This is a genomic window from Pseudoalteromonas sp. RW-H-Ap-1 (assembly GCF_048318575.1).
In the GTDB taxonomy this organism is placed as follows: domain Bacteria; phylum Pseudomonadota; class Gammaproteobacteria; order Enterobacterales; family Alteromonadaceae; genus Pseudoalteromonas.
The window spans coordinates 1,512,599-1,534,065 of the sequence record NZ_CP166996.1; the positions used below are offsets into that span (position 1 = coordinate 1,512,599).

The 21,467-nt window shown below is 40.0% G+C and carries 16 protein-coding genes and 2 pseudogenes; 11 read left to right on the forward strand and 7 right to left on the reverse strand.

The features are described 5' to 3' along the window. Window positions 1–55 precede the first annotated feature (55 nt). The 6 genes from rpsA (at window position 56) to AB8618_RS07055 (ending at window position 4,722) form a co-directional block, all read left to right on the forward strand. Entirely contained in the window at window positions 56–1,723 is a 1,668-nt protein-coding gene (rpsA, locus tag AB8618_RS07030) for a 30S ribosomal protein S1 (RefSeq protein ID WP_002961176.1), read from the forward strand. A gap of 68 nt (window positions 1,724–1,791) precedes the next feature. Further along, window positions 1,792–2,079, forward strand: coding sequence for an integration host factor subunit beta (gene ihfB / locus AB8618_RS07035; RefSeq protein WP_024600987.1), 288 nt, complete (start codon window positions 1,792–1,794; stop codon window positions 2,077–2,079). A gap of 21 nt (window positions 2,080–2,100) precedes the next feature. Continuing rightward, on the forward strand, window positions 2,101–2,382 hold the full coding sequence (locus tag AB8618_RS07040) for a lipopolysaccharide assembly protein LapA domain-containing protein (protein WP_413401947.1): 282 nt from the start codon (window positions 2,101–2,103) through the stop codon (window positions 2,380–2,382). Between the two features lie 2 nt (window positions 2,383–2,384). After that, on the forward strand, window positions 2,385–3,521 hold the full coding sequence (gene lapB, locus AB8618_RS07045) for a lipopolysaccharide assembly protein LapB (protein WP_413401949.1): 1,137 nt from the start codon (window positions 2,385–2,387) through the stop codon (window positions 3,519–3,521). 47 nt (window positions 3,522–3,568) lie between these two features. Then, window positions 3,569–4,258, forward strand: coding sequence for an orotidine-5'-phosphate decarboxylase (gene pyrF, locus AB8618_RS07050; RefSeq protein WP_418157351.1), 690 nt, complete (start codon window positions 3,569–3,571; stop codon window positions 4,256–4,258). Between the two features lie 89 nt (window positions 4,259–4,347). Then, window positions 4,348–4,722, forward strand: a complete 375-nt coding sequence (locus AB8618_RS07055; protein WP_409425366.1) for a hypothetical protein — start codon at window positions 4,348–4,350, stop codon at window positions 4,720–4,722. A gap of 55 nt (window positions 4,723–4,777) precedes the next feature. Here AB8618_RS07055 and AB8618_RS07060 read toward each other — a convergent pair whose 3' ends face one another. Together AB8618_RS07060 and AB8618_RS07065 are read right to left on the reverse strand one after the other, a co-directional pair. Continuing rightward, a complete protein-coding gene (locus AB8618_RS07060; protein WP_413401952.1) occupies window positions 4,778–5,608 on the reverse strand; it encodes a S1 RNA-binding domain-containing protein in 831 nt (276 codons plus the stop codon). Beyond that, window positions 5,559–6,932 carry a DEAD/DEAH box helicase gene (locus AB8618_RS07065; protein WP_418157344.1) on the reverse strand — a complete coding sequence of 458 codons (1,374 nt, stop codon included), beginning with the start codon at window positions 6,930–6,932 and terminating at the stop codon, window positions 5,559–5,561. Before AB8618_RS07065 ends, AB8618_RS07060 begins: the two co-directional genes overlap by 50 nt. 204 nt (window positions 6,933–7,136) lie before the next feature. Here AB8618_RS07065 and AB8618_RS07070 point away from each other — a divergent pair, with 204 nt between their 5' ends. Next, window positions 7,137–8,144, forward strand: a complete 1,008-nt coding sequence (locus tag AB8618_RS07070; RefSeq protein WP_413401956.1) for a rhodanese-related sulfurtransferase — start codon at window positions 7,137–7,139, stop codon at window positions 8,142–8,144. Between the two features lie 70 nt (window positions 8,145–8,214). Here AB8618_RS07070 and AB8618_RS07075 read toward each other — a convergent pair whose 3' ends face one another. From AB8618_RS07075 to AB8618_RS07085, 3 genes are all read right to left on the reverse strand, one after another. Beyond that, on the reverse strand, window positions 8,215–9,060 hold the full coding sequence (locus AB8618_RS07075) for an IS3 family transposase (RefSeq protein WP_409425534.1): 846 nt from the start codon (window positions 9,058–9,060) through the stop codon (window positions 8,215–8,217). Then, window positions 9,057–9,557 (reverse strand): transposase, encoded by a 501-nt coding sequence (locus tag AB8618_RS07080; RefSeq protein ID WP_409424004.1) that lies wholly within the window; start codon window positions 9,555–9,557, stop codon window positions 9,057–9,059. The genes AB8618_RS07075 and AB8618_RS07080 overlap by 4 nt, the downstream gene beginning before the upstream one ends. Window positions 9,558–9,695: 138 nt before the next feature. Further along, a complete protein-coding gene (locus tag AB8618_RS07085; RefSeq protein WP_413401958.1) occupies window positions 9,696–10,124 on the reverse strand; it encodes a hypothetical protein in 429 nt (142 codons plus the stop codon). Between the two features lie 221 nt (window positions 10,125–10,345). Here AB8618_RS07085 and AB8618_RS07090 point away from each other — a divergent pair, with 221 nt between their 5' ends. The 4 genes and pseudogenes from AB8618_RS07090 (at window position 10,346) to AB8618_RS07105 (ending at window position 17,147) form a co-directional block, all read left to right on the forward strand. Next, window positions 10,346–11,362, forward strand: a complete 1,017-nt coding sequence (locus AB8618_RS07090) for an efflux RND transporter periplasmic adaptor subunit (protein ID WP_413401960.1) — start codon at window positions 10,346–10,348, stop codon at window positions 11,360–11,362. Between the two features lie 2 nt (window positions 11,363–11,364). Next, window positions 11,365–14,453, forward strand: a pseudogene (locus tag AB8618_RS07095) (efflux RND transporter permease subunit). A 93-nt stretch (window positions 14,454–14,546) separates the two neighbouring features. Then, window positions 14,547–16,442 (forward strand): putative nucleotidyltransferase substrate binding domain-containing protein, encoded by a 1,896-nt coding sequence (locus AB8618_RS07100; protein WP_413401964.1) that lies wholly within the window; start codon window positions 14,547–14,549, stop codon window positions 16,440–16,442. 3 nt (window positions 16,443–16,445) lie between these two features. Beyond that, complete coding sequence (locus AB8618_RS07105) at window positions 16,446–17,147, forward strand: 3'-5' exonuclease (RefSeq protein ID WP_409425374.1); 702 nt, start codon at window positions 16,446–16,448, stop codon at window positions 17,145–17,147. A 77-nt stretch (window positions 17,148–17,224) separates the two neighbouring features. Here the strand turns inward: AB8618_RS07105 and AB8618_RS07110 are convergent. Together AB8618_RS07110 and asnB are read right to left on the reverse strand one after the other, a co-directional pair. Next, a pseudogene (locus AB8618_RS07110) lies at window positions 17,225–18,804 on the reverse strand (BCCT family transporter). Window positions 18,805–19,582: 778 nt separating this feature from the next. Further along, on the reverse strand, window positions 19,583–21,250 hold the full coding sequence (asnB, locus tag AB8618_RS07115) for an asparagine synthase B (protein WP_198523137.1): 1,668 nt from the start codon (window positions 21,248–21,250) through the stop codon (window positions 19,583–19,585). Window positions 21,251–21,467 lie beyond the last annotated feature (217 nt).

Consider the following 21,467-nt stretch of genomic DNA (forward strand, 5'->3'; position numbering starts at 1 on the left):
CAACCCCATGCAGCATGGTTGCTTATTGGTATTAATATATGAGACGTATATTCGTATGTCAGAAAATTTTGCGCAGTTATTTGAAGAAAGCTTAAAGGGTTTTGAAGCAGAGCAAGGCTCTATCGTTAAAGGTACAGTAATCTCAATCGAGAACAACATTGTACTTGTAGATGCTGGTCTTAAATCAGAAAGTGCTATCCCTGCAGAGCAGTTCAAAAATGCTGCTGGTGAACTAGAAGTTGCTGTTGGCGACGAAGTAGATGTTGCACTAGATGCAATCGAAGACGGTTTCGGTGAAACTATCCTTTCTCGTGAGAAAGCGAAGCGTCACGAAGCGTGGATCCGTCTTGAGAAAGCATGTGAAGAGCAAGAGACTGTTACTGGTGTTATCAACGGTAAAGTTAAAGGCGGTTTCACTGTTGAAGTTGATTCAATCCGTGCTTTCCTACCTGGTTCACTTGTTGATGTTCGTCCAGTACGTGACACAACTCACCTTGAAGGCAAAGAGCTTGAATTTAAAGTAATCAAGCTTGATCAAAAACGTAACAACGTTGTTGTTTCACGTCGTGCAGTTATCGAATCAGAAAACTCACAAGAACGTGAAGAGCTTCTTGCTAACCTTGTTGAAGGTCAAGAAGTTAAAGGTATCGTTAAGAACCTTACTGACTACGGTGCATTCGTTGATCTTGGTGGTGTTGATGGTCTACTACACATTACTGACATGGCGTGGAAGCGTGTTAAGCACCCTTCAGAAATCGTTAATGTTGGCGACGAAATCGCAGTTAAAGTTCTTAAATTCGACAAAGATAAAACTCGTGTATCTCTAGGTCTTAAACAGCTTGGCGAAGATCCATGGGCAGCTATCGCTGGTCGTTACCCAGAAGGTTCTAAACTTTCTGGTCGTGTAACTAACCTTACTGATTACGGTTGCTTCGTAGAAATCGAAGAAGGCGTTGAAGGTCTAGTACACGTTTCTGAAATGGATTGGACTAACAAGAACATCCACCCTTCAAAAGTTGTTTCACTAGGTGACACTGTTGAAGTTATGGTTCTTGAAATCGACGAAGAACGTCGTCGTATTTCTCTTGGTCTTAAGCAATGTATTGCTAATCCTTGGCAGGAATTTGCTCGTCTACAAAACAAAGGCGATCAAGTTACTGGTAAGATCAAATCAATCACTGACTTCGGTATCTTTATCGGTCTTGACGGTGGTATTGATGGTCTTGTACACCTTTCAGACATTTCTTGGAATACACCTGGCGAAGAAGCTGTACGTGAATTCAAGAAAGGCGACGAAATCACTGCTATCGTATTGCAAGTTGACCCAGAGCGTGAACGTATCTCTCTAGGTGTTAAGCAAATCGAAGCTGACCCATTCAATAACTACCTTGATGCAAACAAAAAAGGTGCTATTGTTAAAGGTAAAGTGACTGAAGTTGATGCGAAAGGCGCAACTGTTGAACTTATCGAAGGCGTTGAAGGTTACATCCGTGTAGCTGATATCGCTCAAGAGCGCGTTGAAGATGCAACTACTGTTGTTTCTGTAGGCGACGAAATCGAAGTTAAATACGTTGGCGTTGATCGTAAGAACCGCACTTTAAGCTTATCTGTTAAAGCTCTTTTCGAAGCAGAAGAGAAAGAAGTACTAGAGAAGCTTAAGAAAGAAGAGCCAGTGTTCGAAAACGCAATGGCAGCTGCTTTCGCAAATGCACAAAAAGACTAATTAATTATAGTCTTTTAATTGGAAGGGCAGTTTCATGCCCTTCCACTATTTCTTATTAAGGAAACGCTATGACTAAGTCAGAACTGATAGAAACACTTGCTGAACAACATGCACATATTCCTGTGAAAGATGTTGAGAACGCTGTTAAAGAAATTCTTGAACAAATGGCCGGCTCATTATCTTCTTCAGATCGAATTGAGATCCGAGGTTTTGGAAGTTTCTCTTTGCATTACCGTGCGCCTCGTACAGGCCGTAACCCTAAAACAGGCGAAACTGTAGAGTTAGATGGTAAGCATGTACCTCATTTTAAACCAGGCAAAGAACTACGTGATCGTGTAAACGAGAGTATTGCTTAGTAAACTAATTGGAGTGGTTACTTGTTCAAGGTATTTAAAATTATTCTGGCAGCACTTTTTTTAATTGGTGCATTTGTATTGGGTTCGCAAAATCCACAATTAACACAAATTAACTACATAATAGCCAGTAATACATTACCTTTAGCCGTTATAATAAGTATCTGCTTTTTGTTAGGTGTTGTAGTGGGTTGTTTTGTGAGTTTTAAATTGTTTACGCAATTAAAGTGGCAAAATTACCGTTTAAAAAAGCAAATAACGCCTGAAAAAGATAATAAAAAGCGTATTGCCAACAAAGATACCTAACTATGATTGAGCTGTTGTTTTTACTGCTTCCTGTCGCCGCCGGTTATGGCTGGATCATGGGAAAAAACAGTGCTAAAAATCAGGCTCATCAATTTAATAGAGAAATCACTTCTGAATACAGTAAAGGGTTAAAGTTCTTACTGGACAGAGAAGAAGATCAGGGGCTTGAGCATTTAATTAATTTGCTCGAAGTAGCTGCTGACTCTGTAGAACACTATTCTACATTAGCCACTATGTTTCGCCGCCGTGGCGAGCTTGACCGCGCAATAAAAATTCATGAATTGCTATTAAAACACCCAAGCCTTAACGAAAAACAAGCTGCCAATAGTCGGTTAGAATTAGCAGAAGACTATATTATGGCAGGTTTACTCGATAGCGCAGAAGAACATTTAATATGGCTGGTAAAAAATAACCATGAAGATGCTCTTGAGCCAATTATTTCCTTATATTCACAGACCCGTGAATGGGAAAAAGGCATTAGTATGTTTGAAGCGCATACTGAGCTTTTTTCAAAAGAACAACACTTCAAAGCCATCGCAAACTTTTATTGTGAATATGCTATTGCCAGTAATAATCCTCAACTTATGCGCAAAGCTATTAGCTTAAACTTTAAAACAATCAGGCCTCTATATGAGCTTGGTTTGTCTGCCTATACAAAAGAAGATTACGTAAAAGCAATTTATTATTGGCGAGAACTTATCTGTCAATTTACCTTTTTTGCGCCATTATTTATTGATAAGTTAGCGCATAGTTATAAGCAACTTAAACTAACCCATCAGTTTCATGAACTCGTGAACGACTTATTAGATAAGGGTGGGGTAATGATAAAAATACAGCATTGCCAAGCGTTGCTTGAGCAAGGTCACACTGAACAAGCCTTTGAATTTTTAACCGACAGTTTAAAACGTCAACCTACCATCCGTGGCTTTAGTTTTTTACTGCAGTTAATGAGCGCCGAAAATAAAAATACCAAAGATGTGCTTAATCAAATAGATAAACTTGTTACCTCATATATTGCTACCAAGCCTGACTTTCAATGCCAGCATTGTGGCTTTACAAGTTACACCATTTATTGGAATTGCCCTTCGTGTAAACATTGGGAAACCATTGTGCCTAGCAGAGGCTTAGACGGATTTTAATCTTTATACTTTTCGCTCACTAGTAGGATAGTTATGTCTTTCGAACAATCAAAAAAATTCTTATCGCTCTTGATTATGATGATCAGCAAACTGCTTTAGCATTTGTTAAACAGTTATCACCTGATACCTGTCGATTAAAAGTGGGTAAAGAAATGTTCACATATTTTGGCCCTGAATTTGTTAAAGAGCTGGTTGATTTAGGTTTCGATGTATTTTTAGATTTGAAATTTCATGATATCCCAAATACGGTTGCTAAAGCAGTAACCGCTGCAGCTAAAATGGGCGTGTGGATGGTTAATGTGCATGCAAGTGGTGGTTTTGAAATGATGCATAAAGCAAAGCAGGCACTCGAACAATTTGGTGATAAAGCACCATTATTGATTGCCGTGACCGTTTTAACCAGCATGGATGAAACTGAGCTCGGGCGTTTAGGTATAACTAAATCACCACAAGAGCAAGTTATGCATTTAGCAAAACTAACAAAGCAAGCAGGGCTTGACGGTGTGGTTTGTTCTGCACAAGAAGCACAAAGTTTAAAAGCGGCTTTAGGCAAAGAATTTAAACTCGTAACCCCAGGTATTCGTCCTGCTGGCAGTGATGCGGGCGATCAAAAACGTATTATGACACCTAAAGACGCGATTGAAGCTGGCAGTGACTATTTAGTAATAGGGCGTCCGATTACTCAGGCACAAAACCCTGTAGAAGTATTAAATGATGTTAATAAATCAATAGCTTAAATTTAAAGTATGCATAATTATAAGGAGTTTATTACAACTCTTTTTGTTTGTGCTACATTTAGTTACGGCTATGCAGTGAGGAACTAACTTTGCGTTTAATAATGTTTGTAGTGGTAATTATCATTAGTGGCTTTGCTGTTAATAAATATGTATTTTCGACCAAAATGTATGATGATGTTTCGAATGTCACCGATTTGGTATCTGATTACCCCGTTGATTTATTTAAGTTTAAAAAAATCGCCCAAAACTATGCTCAGCATTTATGTTATACAAATGAAGCTGTTTTAGCAGGACTTGATATAAGTAGTAGAGAATGTGTTGATGTACACGATGAAATGCAGAATGAGTGTACAAAAAAAGTATTTAGACTAGCGCCATTAAATATGACATCTAAAAAAGAATTAATTGAATATTCAAATCAATACGCACGCTGTACCTTACCTTACAAAAACATTAAGTTATAAATTTTAAATACGAAAAAGCCACCTAAGTTTAGACTTAGGTGGCTTTTTTATTGAATTATTTTAAACGAATAGACTTAGCTTCAATATCAATAAGGCCTTGTTTAAATAACCCACCAATGGCTTTTTTGTAGTTTGCTTTACTGGTCGAGAAAACTTTTTTAATTAATTCAGGTTCAGACTTATCGCCTATGGCTAATATGCCACCTTCATCTTTTAGTTTTTCCATAATTTTTTCGCCAAGTTCACTGACTTTACCCATACCTGGCTTCTCAAGTATGACATCAATTTTTCCGTCTTCACGCACTTTTTGAATAAACCCTTTGAGCTTTTGACCAACAAATAGGTTTTTAAATACCATGTTGTAAAATACAACACCAAAATGAGACTCTTCAATAAGTACTTTGTAGCCGATATCGGTTTTACCTGCCACAATTAAATCGACTTCTTGCAAGTTGCTATATTGCGGCTCGTCTTTTGATAAAAAGCGATTAAAGTTGGTTGAAGCACAAATTCGCTGACTGGCATTATCTAGGTATAAACGGACTAAATACGAGTAACCTTCTTGCATACGCGGTTTTTGTTCATTAAACGGTGCAAGCACGTCTTTTTCTAAACCCCAATCTAAAAAAGCACCAATGCTGTTTATTTCTTTAACGCGCAGTAGGGCATATTCACCGACTTGTGCGTGTGGTTTTTTAGTTGTTGCTGTTGGCAGGTTTGCGTTATCTAAAAAGGTAAAAACGCTGATGCTATCGCCAGCTTCAAGTTCATGTTTAATCTCGTGTTTAGGTAAAAATACTTCACCTAAGCCATGGCCATCTAAATAGGCACCTTCATTACTGACTTCTTTTACAAATAAGGTTTGGGTAGTTCCAAGGTAACTCATAATTATTCCTGCTCAGGCTTTTTTTACGACGCATAGGGGTATCACCATCGATGTTAAGTGGTGCTTTAATTGGGGCTACTGGTTTTTTCGGTTTCGCTTTGCGTTTTTGCTGTGGTTTTTTATCAGCCACTCTCTTTTTAATTGGTTTAACTGGCGTTATTTTTTTCTCTTTGATGCCCTTAAATTTCGCTTTTAAACCATCAACCGTCGCAAACGACAATTCGTCATTTAAAAATGACTTTATTGCTAAATAGCTTGCCCAATCTTTAGGACCAACAAATGATAGCGCGTTGCCCTTAAAACCAGCACGGCCTGTACGCCCAATACGGTGAACGTATTCTTCAGCGTGTTTTGGTAGATCAAAATTAATAACATGGGTAACACTGAGTAAATCTAAACCGCGTGATGCAACATCAGTAGTGATTAATATTTTAAAGTTCTCACGGCTAAACGCATCCATGATATCAAGGCGCTTACTTTGAGTTAAATCTCCAGCTAATGCGACAGATTTAAAGCCTTTACTGTTTAGTGACTCGCTTAATCGACTGGTATCAGCACGTGTAGCGGTAAATATGATGCATTGCCCTACATTGTCTTGACTAAGAAAATGCTCAAGTAGCGCTTCTTTATGATCAAGATGATCGGCTAAATATAATGTTTGTTTAATATCACTATGTTGCTCATTGGCTGCACTGAGCATAATTTGTTTTGGTTTTTTTAATAAATTACGCGAAAGGGCATCAACTTGAGCATGATCTAATGTCGCTGAAAACAATAGGGTTTGGCGTAATCGGTGATCTGCCAGTTCATTAATTAACTTAAGCTGGTCTGTGAAACCTAAATCCAAAATACGGTCAGCTTCATCAAATATAAGTAGCTCCAAGCCACTTAACTGTAAAGAGCGTTGTTTTAAGTGATCGGCTAAACGCCCTGGTGTAGCAACCACAAAATGTGGGTCGTTGCGCAGTGCTTTAATTTGGTCGTTAAAGTTTTCACCACCGAGAATTTTAACTGCCTTAATATTAGTACCGGCAATAAGTAATCGTAGTTGGGTGAACACTTGGGTTGCAAGTTCACGAGTTGGAGCAACAATAAGTACACGAGGATCACGTTTACTGAGTGCTTTTTGTTTCATTACTCGCTGCACTGCAGGTAATAAAAACGCTAAAGTTTTGCCTGACCCAGTTTTTGACTGAGCGAAAATGTCATGTCCAGCGAGTGCCGTTGGCACAGCATGAGCTTGAATATCGGTAGGCTGGGTGATCCCTTGGTGCGCTAATTGTGTTTCTAGGCGAGTATCAATCCCAAGATCAGTAAAGTGCAATGTATATTTCTCCAATATGAGCAAGTCTTGTAAATTTATCCGCGCATTATAGCCCACTGAGCCACTGCGCTAACAGTAAAAAGCGCATTATCATCCATTTTTTTGCATTTAAATAAAAAAAGCGTAAAATACGCGCCCCATATGCGCCGGATTTACGATTCGGTAAACGCCCCCTGCGGGTTTAAAAAGCAAAATAGGAAAACCATGACTGCTATCCATAAAGATAATGTAACCAGCGAACACTTTGTTGTGTGTGCATTGTATAAATTTGTTTCTTTACCTGATTTTGAAGCACTTCGCCAACCTTTACTTAATGTAATGGAGCAAAATGACGTGCGAGGTACTTTGTTAATTGCCGCAGAAGGAATTAACGGGACTGTCTCCGCAAAACGTGAAGGCATAGATAACTTACTGGCGTGGTTAGACACCCAACCTAATTTAGACAATATTGTTACTAAAGAATCATATGATGACGAATGCCCGTTTTACCGCACTAAAGTAAAACTTAAAAAAGAAATCGTAACTATGGGCGTTGAAGGCGTTGACCCATTAAAAGTAGTGGGCAGTTATGTTAAGCCAAATGAATGGAATGCCTTAATTTCTGATCCAGAGGTTATCCTTGTTGATACCCGAAATGATTACGAAATTGAAATTGGTACATTTCAAAACGCAGTCGATCCAAACACGAAGACGTTCCGCGAATTTCCGCAGTGGGCGAAAGAAAATCTCGACCCAGAAAAGCATAAAAAAGTAGCTATGTTTTGTACTGGTGGTATTCGCTGCGAAAAATCAACAGCTTATATGAAAGAGCAGGGCTTTGATGAGGTATACCACCTTGAAGGCGGCATATTAAAATACCTAGAAGAAGTACCAAAAGAAGACACTATGTGGGAAGGCGAGTGCTTTGTATTTGATAACCGTGTAGCGGTAAATCATGACTTACAAAAAGGCTCATATGACCAGTGTCACGCATGTCGGATGCCTATCACAGAAGAAGAAAAGCAAAAGCCTGAATATATGGAAGGGGTGTCGTGTCATCACTGTATTGATGATGTGACCGACGAGCAACGCGCTCGTTTTGCTGAGCGTCAAAAACAAATAGAATTGGCACAAGCACGCGGTGAGGGCCACATTGGTAACGAAGCTCAAGCTGCTTTACAACAACGTAAAGAAGCTAAAAAAGCGCAAAAAGACGCACAACGAAATAAATAACACCCCGCGTTTATTTATTCTATAAAAAACCTCAGTAAACTGAAGTGACCCCATAAAGTTGGACTCATTTCTAAGCGGCTGCCAAGGCCTGATTTCGATACTGTATCGGACTCAGGCCTTTTAGTTTCAGTTTAATACGCTCATTGTTGTAATAGTGGATATATTCTTTAATGTTTTCAATAAGATCATTCACGTCTTTAAACGTTTCGTTGTGGTACATCTCGCTCTTCAATATGCCGAAGAAGTTCTCAGCAACCGCATTATCTAAACAATTTCCTTTTCTAGACATACTTTGTTGCAATCCTTTTTCCTTAAGGTGATTTTGATATTGTTTGTTTTGATATTGCCACCCTTGATCTGAGTGTACAACTGGCTTTTCATTTGGCTTCAACCTAGCAGTTGCTGTTTTAAGCATGTCAGTTACCAAAGGGAGTGCAACGGATTTTCTGACTTCGTAACTGATTACCTCTTGGTTGAATAGGTCAATCATAGGCGATAGATATACCTTCTCATTATCCACTTTAAACTCCGTCACATCCGTCACCCATTTTTGATTTGGCTTCTGCGCAGTAAACTCGCGGTTAAGCGTATTTTCTGCGATTTTACCCACTTCACCTTTATAGGATTTATAGCGCTTAGGCCTTACTTTTGACTTGAGTCCTAACTCATTCATCAACCGTTGAACGCGCTTATGATTAACAAGTACTCCCATTGCTCTCAGGGCACTCGTAATTCTGCGATAGCCATATCGCCCTTTATGCGCGTGATAAATATCACGTATTTTTACCAGTAAATCATTGCTTGCACAGGGTTGCTTACAAGTAGTGCGATGATAATAGTAAACACTCTTTGGCAGCCCTGTCGCCTTTAAAAGGTGTCGTAAGCTATGCTTTGCCTTGAACTCTTCGACGACTATCGTTTTGTCTTTGCTTTTTTCTTTCTGGCTTGAGCCAAGGCTTCTAACTTTTTTAGCACATCATTCTCAGCTCGTAAGTATGCTAGTTCTTCTCGTAACTCCTCCTCAGTCATTTGCTCTACTAGTTTTGATGAAGAAGAATTATTTGTCATGAATGGCTTACCTTTTCTCTGTGGTTTAAGACGTGATATACCATCACGAGCATAAAGCTTTTGCCATTGAAAAAGAATGCCTGGGGACGATAAATCGAAGAAAGCACTGGTATAACCGAGTGACCAACTGTTTGCTGTCATCGCTTTTAACACTTCAGCCTTAAATGCTAGAGAATAAGGTTTGTGAACAGACCTGAAGCTTTCAGCGCCATGAATTCGATAAATAGCGGTCCAATATCGGACCTGCCTGTCTGTAACATTAAATCTGTTACTTACCGCCGAAGAGCTTTCAGACAAAGCGAGTTCAGCTATTTTGAGCTTGAAAGCTCGGTGATGTTTGGACATAAAAAGACCCCCAGTAATTGGAATGTCCAACTATTGGGGGTCACTTCAAACACTGAGGTTTTTATTTAAAAGTAATTTATAAATAGCGAGCTTACATTGCTTATCAGCTTAAAGATTTGATGCTCACTTTAAGCTTAATCAACGAATACAATAACTATTATCTATCGGCGTAAGTGTAATTTTATTAGCTGAATTAACAAGCACACATTTTGTGTTTTTATCAAGTTTTTTCTTTTGAATAACGGTAAAATCACCTTCATCAACAGCGTATAAGTTATACTGATAAGCCGTATTACCTCCCTCAAATAAGGCGGTAAATAGCCCTCCAACTAAACCGCCAACAATAGCTCCACCAATCATTTCTTCGGTGTTGCCATCTAGGCTATCAACAAAGCCAAAACCCGCTCCAGCAGCTATTCCCGTTCCTACTTCTGAGGAAAGTGTCACTTTTTGCTCTGAATTAACAGATGCATAATAGCGTTTAATTAATTGATTTTGACTTGTCCGGTCAACCCCTTGTGATGCACAGCCACTAAGCAGTAAAACCATAATTATACTTTTTTTCATAAACTCTCCTTTGTATGTTCACTCTAATGACTAAATCATAATGTTAAATACGCATAAAATATGTGGTGATTTTGTAGGCTGGTGTAAGAATATGTAGAAAATACTTGGATGTTTAATTTCAGCGCGTTGTTTTGCTAATTTGTCGTACTAAGCTATTTATTGATCATAGAGGTGTTAAACTGCGTAACATAATGGAAATAATAATTAATTAGGGTGTTCCTTTGAAGTCGCAAAATTTTTTAATGGGCATAACGGCCTTATTCTTATCGGTTAGTTTGCCAGTAAGTGGTGCTACCGTGGTCGTTGAAAATATCGCTATGGAACAAGCACAACAGCAAGTTCAGGCTGTTGGTAACGCTGAAGCTATCCATTCTGTTATTTTATATCCTGCCGTAGGGGATAAAGTAGCAGCAGTTCATTTTAAACCTGGCGATAAGGTTCAAGAAGGTGATATTTTACTCGAGCTTGATTCACGCAGGCAAAAAGCGGCCCTTGAAGAGGCTAAAATAAAATTAGCCGATACCCAGCGTACTTTAAAACGTTTAAAGCAAAGCCAAGCTAAGGGTGCTGTGCCACAAAGTGATGTAGACGATGCAAAAACCATCGTAGAGCTTGCAAAAGTTACCCTTACTCAAGCTGAAACTGAATTAGAAGACCGTCAAGTTCGAGCCCCGTTTAATGGCACTATGGGACTGACTGACGTTGAAGTGGGTGACAGAATAACAACACAAACAATGATTGCCAGCATTGATGATACCCGCCAATTATACATTAACTTTAATGCGCCAGAGTCAGCGATTGCGATGATCAGAAATAATGCCAGTGTGCGCGTGTTCCCGTGGCAATCGCAAGCGCCTGTTGAGGCAGAAATAGCTTATTTAGATTCCCGTATCGATCCTCAAACTCGTACTTTACGAGTCAAGGCAAAGCTAAATAATAAACAGCAACAATTTTTACCAGGAATGAGTTTTCGGGTACATATAAAAGTATTAGGTCAACGCTTTGCTGCTATTCCTGAAGCAGCATTACTTTGGGGCGCAACGGGTCCATATGTATGGACGAGTGTTGATAAAAAAGCAACGCGGGTTGATGTAAAAATAGAGCAACGCTTAGCAGGGCGATTACTCGTATCAGGCGCATTACAGCCAAACGATACGCTAGTTGTTGAAGGCGTTCAGCGTTTGCGAGCCAATCAAGAATTAAGCTTTTCTGCACCTATCGCCAGTACGCAGGAGTAGTTATGAAACAGCAAGCTATGATGCAAGACTTGCCTTCAATGGCAATTCGCCGTCCCGTACTTATTGTGGTACTTAATTTACTCATTATTATTGCCGGTATCGCTGCTATAGCAGGCGTAGAAGTACGCGAGCTTCCTGATGTAGATAGGCCACGTATTACGGTATCAGCTTCATTCCCTGGCGGTTCTCCGGAAACCGTCGACACTGAAGTAACAAGCAAACTAGAAGGGGCTGTTGCCCGCGTGAGTGGAGTTAAATCTATCCGTGCGCAAAGTGAAGAAGGCAGCTCACGTATTGTGGTTGAATTTAGACCTGGCGTTAATCTGGATGATGCCGCTAATGAAACACGCGAGTCAGTTTCGCGAGTGCAAAGGGAGCTCCCAGAAGAAGTTGAGCGTGTATCTATCATAAAAGCCGATAACGATGCTGAGGCGGTTGTATCACTCACCGTATCAAGTGAGAGTTTATCTTTAGAGGCATTAACCGAGCGGGTTGATGTTGATTTAGCGCCACAGTTTTTAACTATTCCCGGTGTTGCTGATGTGCGCTTAAACGGTGATAGAGAGCGAGTGCTTAGAGTACGTATCGATCCTCTTAAGCTCAGCAGCTTCAATTTAACTATTCCCGATGTTGCTGATGTGCTCAGGCAAGCTCCCTTTGATGTGCCAGCAGGAAGTTTAAAATCAAACGATCAGCAAATTATTGTTCGTGCTGATGCTACCTCGGTAACACCCGATCAAGTAGGTGATATTATCATTCGTGGTGATACCCGTATTAGCGATATCGCCGCGGTATATTTTGGCCCAGCCGATCCGCGCTCTATGGTAAGACTTAATGGTAAACCCGTTATTGGTATGGAAATTATCCGCCAAGCGCAATCTAACACCATAGAAATATCAGATGAGGTTCTAAAGCTCATAGAAGGAATGCGTGAACGCTTTCCTGAGATGGAATTTACCTTAACATCAGATGACGCACAATTTATTAGAAGTTCAGTGGATGAAGTGATTAACTCATTAGTGCTGACAGTGCTACTAGTGATCATTACGTTATGGGTGTTTATTGGCTCATGGCGTGCAACCTTAGTACCTGCATTTGCTATTCCGGTAGCATTAATAGGCTCATTAGCACTGATATGGGCATTGGGCTTCTCCATAAATATTTTAACCTTGCTCGCGCTTGTACTTGCTACTGGCTTAATCGTTGATGATGCGATTGTGGTGAGTGAAAACATTCAACGCCAGCGCGGATTAGGGCTTGGCCGGCGTGCGGCCGCAGTGGTAGGTACCCGTGAAGTATTTTTTGCGGTTATTGCCACCACGGCGGTTTTAGCAGCTGTGTTTGTTCCCATTGCTTTCTTACCCTCTACTGCAGGGCGTTTATTTAGAGAGTTTGGGGGGTACTTGCCGGTGCAGTGATCATATCAAGCTTTGTTGCGTTATCGTTAGTGCCGGCACTTACTTCTAAGCTAAAGCTAAAGCTTAAGCAAGGCGGTTTTCATCCATTTGCTAAGTTTGGTAACGTACTTGCTAATTTATATACCAAAACAATTCATAAAGTTCTCGATCATGCGTGGCTTACTTTTATTGCCTGTCTATTAGTGGCAGGCGGCTCAGGTGCATTGTATATGAGCTTAGATAACGAGCTATTACCAACAGAAGATCGCGGTAAAATTAGAATATTTGCTCGTGGCCCAGATGGCGTAGGCTTGAACTTTATGGACAGGCAAGCCATTAAAATGGAAGACACTTTGCTGCCTTTCGTCGAAAGCGGTGAAATAGAGTCTATTTACACGGTTGTTGGTCAGTGGGATCCTAATATTGTGTTCATTACTGTGCCTTTAAAGCACTGGGATGAACGTAATTTTAGTCAACAAGAAATCATAAATAAAATTCGTCAGCCTTTAATGAATATTCCTGGAGCACCCGCATACGCAGGAGGCGCTAATAGTTTAAATTTACGTGGCCAAGGTGGCGGTATTGAAATTGCTTTACTAGGCCAAGATTATCTTGAAATATTTAAAGCTGCACAGCAGTTTTCAGCTGATCTTGAAAAAGTAGTACCTGAAGTTGCACCGGTTCGCGTATCGTATCAACCATCACAACCACAACTTCGCGTTAATATAGACAGACGACGCGCAGAAGAGCTTGGGGTATCGTTAAGTGATATTGCCATTACTTTAAGAGCTGCCATTAATGGCGATGATATAGCTGATTTAAACATTGGCGATCAATCAATACCTATTATGTTACAGGCTCAAAATCAAACCATCAATGACCCAAGTGATTTAGCAAATTTATATGTAAGCGCCCGCGATAATCAATTAGTACCACTCAGTAGTGTGGCAAATATTACTGAAGAGGGCGTTGCTGCGGAGCTTGAGCGCCATGCTCAGCGACGCGCAATAGAGCTAAGCATGGAATTACCGGACGGTTTAACCATTGCCACACTGGTTGAGCAAATAAAACAGGTGTCTGAGCAATCATTGCCTGCAGGTATTACTTTAGCGTTCAAAGGCGAGGCACTCACATTTGAAGAAACCTCAAATGAAGTGCTAATGACTTACGTATTAGCCTTTTTAATTGTGTTTTTAGTTTTGGCGGCACAATTTGAAAATGTTAATAGCGCCATTGTAGTAATGATCACCGTCCCTTTTGGTATTACATCCGCAATCTTAGCGCTTTATTTAACTGGCACATCACTCAATATTTATTCACAAATTGGTCTTGTAATGTTAATTGGTTTAATCGCCAAAAATGCGATTTTATTGGTTGAGTTTGCTGATCAATTAAGAGATCAGGGTTTAGCTGTACGTAAAGCGGTGGAGCAAGCAGCGCTGGTACGCCTACGACCTATAACTATGACTTTAATCTCTACTTTATTGGGCGCATTACCGTTGATTATGTCTACAGGTGCTGGCGCTGAGGCGCGTAACGCGATTGGCTGGGTGGTGTTTGGTGGCTTAGCCTTAGCGGTATTGTTTACCCTTTATTTAACACCCGTGATTTATTTAGGACTTGCACGTTTTACCAGCCCTCGTGGTGATGAATCAAAACAATTAGCGCAGGAGTTAGAGCAAGTAGATAATTAATCGCTAACTATTTACTTAAATTGGCTATTTTTCTTTGAAAAGATAGCCAATTAGGCTCACAATTCAACTAGATTCACGCCACAAGGATTCCCTATGCAGGCCGAGCAAGTTGAAATAGCCCAGTTTTTAGTTGAACACCCCCCATTTGATACGCTTCCTACAGAAGCATTGAATGAATTAGCAATGCAAATAGAGGTTGCTTACTTTCGTGCCGAAACTGATATCCTACATTTAGGGCAAGATATTAGTGACTTGTATATTATTCGTAGTGGCTCTGTTGAGATTTCACGTCGTAATGGCGAGCTCTATAACCGTTTAGCTACAGGCGGTATTTTTGGCCAAATGGGCTTATTAATGAACCGCAAAGTACGGTTTCCGGCTCGTGCGCTTGAAGATACCTTAACGTATTGTATTAACGTTAATACCTTTAACGAATACTGTGATAAATACGAAACCTTTGCCGACTTTTTCGAAGTGGATGGCAATGTACGCTTGCATCAAGCTATAGTAGAGCAAGCCGACAGCAATGACTTAACCACCGCCAAAGTTAAATCATTACTTCATCGCGATGTAGTCACGGTTACTACGCAAACCCCCATACAAGACGTTGCGTTTTTAATGACACAAGAATCGGTCTCTTCAGTACTTGTCACTGACATAGAAAAACAAATAAGCGACGATCCAGAAGAGGATGACGGTCAAGTTGTCGGGATCATCACAGATAGAGATATCCGAACTAAAGTCGTTGCCCAAGGGCTGACGTTTGATACGCCTGCGCAAGAGGTTATGACCTCAAGTTTAGTCTTGCTCGATAGTAATGCCTATGTATTTGAAGCCGTTTTAGCGATGCTCAGAGATAACTTGCATCACTTGCCTGTGGTTCATAAAAAACGCCCAATAGGGGTAATATCGCTATCTGATATTCTACGTTATGAGTCACAAAGTAGCTTATTGTTAGTACGGGGTATTTTAGCGCAGCAATCAGTGGAAGATTTAGTTCATTATGCCCGCCAACTCCCTAATGTGTTTGTGCGTATGGTAAACGAAGATGCCAATTCTCATATGATAGGAACGGCTATGGCAGTAATAGGGCGTACCTTTAAACAACGCTTATTAGCGCTAGCTGAAGAAAAGTTTGGCGAGCCGCCCATTCCTTATTGTTTTATTGCGCTGGGCTCAATGGCACGGGACGAGCAGTTGATTGTAACCGATCAAGATAACGCACTCATTTTAGATAATAGCTTCGATGAGGCATTGCACGATGAGTATTTTCAAAACCTATCAGATTTTGTGTGTGATGGTTTAGCCAAGTGTGGCTATACCTATTGTGACGGTGAAATTATGGCGTCATTTAAAAAATGGCGCATGACCCGTACACAATGGAAAGAAAAATTTGCTAGCTGGATGGCCGAGCCCAAGCCGCAAGCTCTGCTTAACAGCTCGATATTTTTTGACTTAGATGGCGTATGGGGAAAGCTAAAATGGGCCGATGAGCTTAAAACGCTGGTGGCAAAAGAAAGCAAAGTAAATAAACGCTTTTTAGCTAACCTTGCTGCCAATGCCCGTAACCGAACGCCACCATTGGGATTCTTTAACGGCTTTGTACTTGAGCACAATGGCCAACATAAGCGCTCAATGAACTTAAAGCGTCGTGGAACAGCGCCGTTATCTGATGTTGTTCGCGTTCATGCATTAGCGGTGGGTTCACGTAAACAAAATTCGTTTGAGCGCTTAGAAGATATCATCGAGGCTAACTTACTACCCAAAGGCAAAGCACAAGATTTGCGTGACGCATTTGAATATATTGCTACAGTGCGTATTCGGCATCAGGCGTGGCAAATAGAGCAAGGTGAAGCGCCTGATAACGATTTAGACCCGCATTTACTCTCACCATTTGAGCAAAGTAATTTAAAAGAAGCTTTTGCGATTTTAGAAAAAGCGCAAAGCTTTTTAAAATTTAGTTATTCCGCTCACTCAGGTGTGAAATAAATTATGGCTAATTCACCGATAGATTGGCCCCATCGTTACGAACAGCTCTTGCAAAGTACGCAAAACACATTGCTTAAAGACTTTTACCAGCAGGCATTTACCAATCAGACTGCTCCGCTTAAAGACGTACCTTTTGTGGCGCTAGACTTTGAAACAACCGGCCTTGATGCTGATAGCGATGATATTGTTAGTGTTGGTCTAGTTCCTTTTAATGTAAATCGTATTTACTGTAAAGAGAGCCGTCATTGGGTGGTACAACCACGACGAGATTTGAGTGAAGAATCGATTGTTATCCATGGTATTACTCACTCAGAAGTGGATGAAGCTCCCGACCTTAATCGAATTTTAGCCCCACTTCTTGATGCCCTTAAAGGGAAAGTGGTGGTGGTGCATTATGCCGCCATTGAGCGCCACTTTTTTTATAATGCGCTGCTCACACGTATAAAAGAAGGGATTGAATTTGCTCTAGTCGACACTATGGAAATTGAAAGGCGAGCGCTTAGAGCGCGTCAAGGGCTACTAGGTAGGCTATTTAATACAAAACTAGGCTCATTACGGTTAAGTGATACAAGGGAGCGTTATTCCTTGCCATTGTATCAAAACCATAATGCACTGACTGACGCTTTAGCCACCGCAGAATTACTGCAAGCTCAGCTGAGTTATCATTATCGGTTAGATACACCACTAAGTGAAATTTGGTTTTAGCGAAACGTTATAAAATATTATAGGAAAAATAGAGTAAAAAAAACGCCGCAATTAGCGGCGTTTTTTAATGTAGGGTGTTATTTAACTGGGCGAGGCTCAGTTCGTAAACCTAAAATTAAGCTTACACACATTAATAGTAAAACAATGGTAAACGGTAGACCGGTTGAAATAGCACCAGCTTGTAGTGCTTCAATCGCTTGAGTACCACCAATCCAAAGTAATGCAGCAGCAATTGCGCCCTCAACAGTAGCCCAAAAAATACGCTGTGGTACCGGTGCATCAATTTTGCCACCTGCTGTGATTGAATCAATTACAAGTGATCCTGAATCAGAAGAAGTAATAAAGAATACCAGTACTAATACAATAGCAATGAAAGAAAGCACACTCGCCATTGGCATTTCATCAAGCATTTGGAACATCGCCATAGGGACACTTGTTAGACCGTCAGTCCCAAGAGCACCAATACCATTAACTACTTGGTCAATTGCGATGCCACCATAGATAGACATCCACAGGATAGTAACCGCTGTTGGAATAAGTAATACCGCGGTTAAAAATTCACGGATTGTACGACCACGCGAAACACGCGCAATAAACATACCTACAAACGGTGACCATGAAATCCACCAAGCCCAGTAGAATACTGTCCAACCATGCATCCATGTTTCATCTTCACGGCCATGTGGGTTACTCAATGGAATAATGTTCTCTACATACCCCATTACCGTGTTAGGGATATTACCCATAGAGACCGCAAAACCAACTAAACATACAAATACTAGTAGTACTAAAGCAATGAGCATATTTACGTTACTAAGTAATTTAACGCCGCCATCAATGCCTCTAATAACAGAGACGACTGCTAGTAATGTAACACCTGTAATAACCAGAATTTGTGAACCTACGCCACCTTCAAAACCAAATACATGATTAATACCGGCAGAGGCTTGTTGTGCACCTAGCCCAAGTGACGTTGCTAAACCAAATAAGGTTGCTAATACAGCTAAAATATCAATTATGTGACCAGGCCACCCCCACGCTTTATCACCTAAAATTGGGTAAAAAATCGAACGAATAGAAAGTGGTAAGCCTTTATTGTAAGTAAAAAATGCTAACGAAAGCGCAACTACAGCATAAATTGCCCAAGGGTGAAGACCCCAATGGAACATAGTTGCACCCATTGCCATTTTCGCGGCTTCTGGTGTGTTAGCTGTTACATTGAGCGGTGTTTCATACCAACCAGTGTAGTATGCAACTGGTTCAGCAACCCCCAAAACATTAAGCCAATACCCATACCTGCAGCAAATAACATTGCCAGCCAAGAAATACGAGAGTGCGATGGTTTAGCATCGTCTCCGCCTAAGCGGATATTGCCATAAGGCGAAAAAATTAAAACTAGACAAAAAATAACAAAGAAGTTGGCGGCCCACATAAATAAGCCGTCAAAATTATTAATAATATCGGTTTTGATACCATTAAGTGTTGTTTTAGCTACTTCGGCATCTGACACTAATACGGCGATTAAAAAAAGTGCTATTAACCCTGCACTGATCCCGAATACAGGGTTATGTATATCAAATCCCCACTTTTGTACGTTGTCTTGACCTACGGTGTAGTCCGTATTATCAATACTGTACTTGTCATGATTCTCGCTCATGCAATACCTCATTGGTTAATGAAACAGGTTGGCTTAATGCCAGTTTTTTTTATAGTTCACTGTATTCGTCTTATTAGATTTATAACTAAAGCTAATAACACGAATAGTTAGAAGACTAACTAATTTAATTGCCCATCATACCTTTACTAATAGGGGAGTTAAATATTAAATGCAAAAGAATTAACACTTTGGCAAAACTTTAAGCTGCTTTTGTCTTTTTATTGTACACATCTGGCAACTGAACAAATGATAACTAATGTGTCAGCTAATTATTTTATAGTCGTATATAGCATTGAATGCAAAGCTAAGTGAATGAATATTCGGCCTAATCAGACAAGTAAATAACTAAAAAAACGCTAATGAATACGTAAAAAACTAAGTCAGCGTTTTAAAATCACTATTCATTTATTAAATGATTTATTAATGACATTTTAACTATGTTTTTATGATTTGGGATAATGAGTTAGATAGATATTGTTCATGAGGTTAATGAAAAAGCGAGATTGAAATAGTTTTTATAAAAAGCGACTAAATCTTACTGTTTAAACTAAATTGGTCAAAGGTTTATCTCACCTTTGAGATTTAATTTACAAAAATGGCAAAGAAACGCTGCGCTTGTAGAGAAGTGACAAACAACAGTGATTAAACATAAATGATTAAATTGAATGGCTTAGCTTTTTCATTCACTTCTCTTAGTGCCATAAAATTTCAAGAAATTATTCACTAAGACAGCGAAGAAAAGCTGCAGTTTTTAAGCTGCAGCGTAGATAGGGGGTAACTATTTTTTATATGCTTCATTGTGAACGCCTGCGGCGCGTCCAGATGGATCTGCATTGTTTTGAAATGATGCATCCCACGCCAGTGCTTCGGGGGTTGAACATGCTACTGATTTACCATGTGGTACACAGTTAGCAGAGGCATCGCCCGGGAAGTGCGATTCAAAAATACGGCGGTAAAAATACGCTTCTTTTGAATCTGGCGTGTTAATTGGGTATTTAAATTTAGCATTCGCTAGTTCTTGATCCGTTACTTGCTCATTCACATACTCTTTTAAAGTATCAATCCAGCTGTAGCCAACACCATCAGAGAATTGTTCTTTTTGACGCCATAACACGTCATCTGGAAGGTAGCCGTCGAAACCAGCACGTAAAATATGTTTTTCAATTTTTTCGTCTTTACACATTTTAGCTTCTGGGTTGATGCGCATGGCCACATCAACAAATTCTTTATCTAAAAATGGCACGCGTGCTTCAACACCCCAAGCAGCCATTGATTTATTAGCACGTAAACAATCAAACATATGCAGTTTTGATACTTTACGGTTTAGCTCTTCATGAAACTCTTGTGCATTGGGTGCTTTATGAAAATATAAATAACCACCAAATAATTCATCGGCACCTTCACCTGAAAGTACCATTTTAATGCCCATAGCTTTAATTTGGCGTGCCATTAAGTACATAGGGGTTGATGCACGAATAGTGGTTACATCGTAGGTTTCAATGTGATAAATCACTTCTTTAAGAGCATCAATACCTTGTTGAATAGTAAAAATAATAGGGTGGTGAATAGTGCCTATCATATCAGCCACTTTTTGCGCTGCAGCTAAATCGGGTGAGCCTTCTAAACCCACTGAAAACGAATGCAGTTTAGGCCACCATGCATCACTTTCATCGTTGTCTTCAATACGTTTTGCGGCAAAATGTTGAGTAATAGCTGAAATAACCGACGAATCTAATCCACCTGATAATAATACACCGTAGGGTACGTCACACATTAGTTGGCGTTTTACCGCGGCTTCTAGAGCATCTTTTACATCTTCTGCCTTGGCATCGTTGTTTTTAACTGCATCGTAGCTTTGCCAATCACGTTGGTAGTACGGTGTTAATTTACCGTCTTTGCTGTAAAGGAAATGCCCAGGTGGGAACTCTTCTATATGTTTACAAATAGGTGAAAGCGCTTTTAGCTCTGATGCTACATAAAAGTTGCCATGCTCGTCGTGGCCTGTATACAGCGGAATAATACCAATGTGGTCGCGACCAATTAGATAAGCATCTTGCTCTTCATCATATAAACAAAAGGCAAAAATACCATTTAAGTCATCTAAAAATGCAGGCCCTTTTTGTTTATACAGGGCTAAAATAACTTCACAATCTGACTGCGTTTGAAAATCAAACTCGACTTCTAAATTAGCGGCAAGCTCTTTGTGGTTATAAATTTCGCCATTTACCGCTAAAATATGCGTTTTTTCTGGGTTGTATAATGGTTGCGCACCGCTTGATACGCCTACTATTGCTAAGCGTTCGTGTACTAAAATTGCTTTGTCTGATGAATACACCCCTGACCAATCAGGCCCGCGGTGGCGAAGCAGTTTGGACATTTCGATTGCCTGAGCGCGTAACTGGCTGGGATCCGATTTAATATCGAGTACGCCGAATATTGAACACATAATTTTTCCTCATTCCTATTAAGTGCCTACGATAGCGAGTTTGCTAAAGACTAACCTTGTTTTATCAGAAATAAATACCTAAGTCACATGGCTTTTTTAAAATAATAAGAATAATTTATGCACCAAATAAATTAGCGCTGCACCAATGTGGTGATATTGGCAAGGAGATTAAAATGCAATGTGCAATTTTTAATTACGTTAAAGTTAAATTAAATTG

Excerpts from the sequence above, each read along its gene's own strand:
- rpsA (WP_002961176.1), top strand. The coding sequence starts at position 56 with ATGTCAGAAAATTTTGCGCAGTTATTTGAAGAAAGCTTAAAGGGTTTT.
- ihfB (WP_024600987.1), top strand. The coding sequence starts at position 1,792 with ATGACTAAGTCAGAACTGATAGAAACACTTGCTGAACAACATGCACAT.
- lapB (WP_413401949.1), top strand. The coding sequence starts at position 2,385 with ATGATTGAGCTGTTGTTTTTACTGCTTCCTGTCGCCGCCGGTTATGGC.
- AB8618_RS07060 (WP_413401952.1), bottom strand. The coding sequence starts at position 5,608 with ATGAGTTACCTTGGAACTACCCAAACCTTATTTGTAAAAGAAGTCAGT.
- AB8618_RS07070 (WP_413401956.1), top strand. The coding sequence starts at position 7,137 with ATGACTGCTATCCATAAAGATAATGTAACCAGCGAACACTTTGTTGTG.
- AB8618_RS07080 (WP_409424004.1), bottom strand. The coding sequence starts at position 9,557 with ATGTCCAAACATCACCGAGCTTTCAAGCTCAAAATAGCTGAACTCGCT.
- AB8618_RS07085 (WP_413401958.1), bottom strand. The coding sequence starts at position 10,124 with ATGAAAAAAAGTATAATTATGGTTTTACTGCTTAGTGGCTGTGCATCA.
- AB8618_RS07100 (WP_413401964.1), top strand. The coding sequence starts at position 14,547 with ATGCAGGCCGAGCAAGTTGAAATAGCCCAGTTTTTAGTTGAACACCCC.
- AB8618_RS07105 (WP_409425374.1), top strand. The coding sequence starts at position 16,446 with ATGGCTAATTCACCGATAGATTGGCCCCATCGTTACGAACAGCTCTTG.
- asnB (WP_198523137.1), bottom strand. The coding sequence starts at position 21,250 with ATGTGTTCAATATTCGGCGTACTCGATATTAAATCGGATCCCAGCCAG.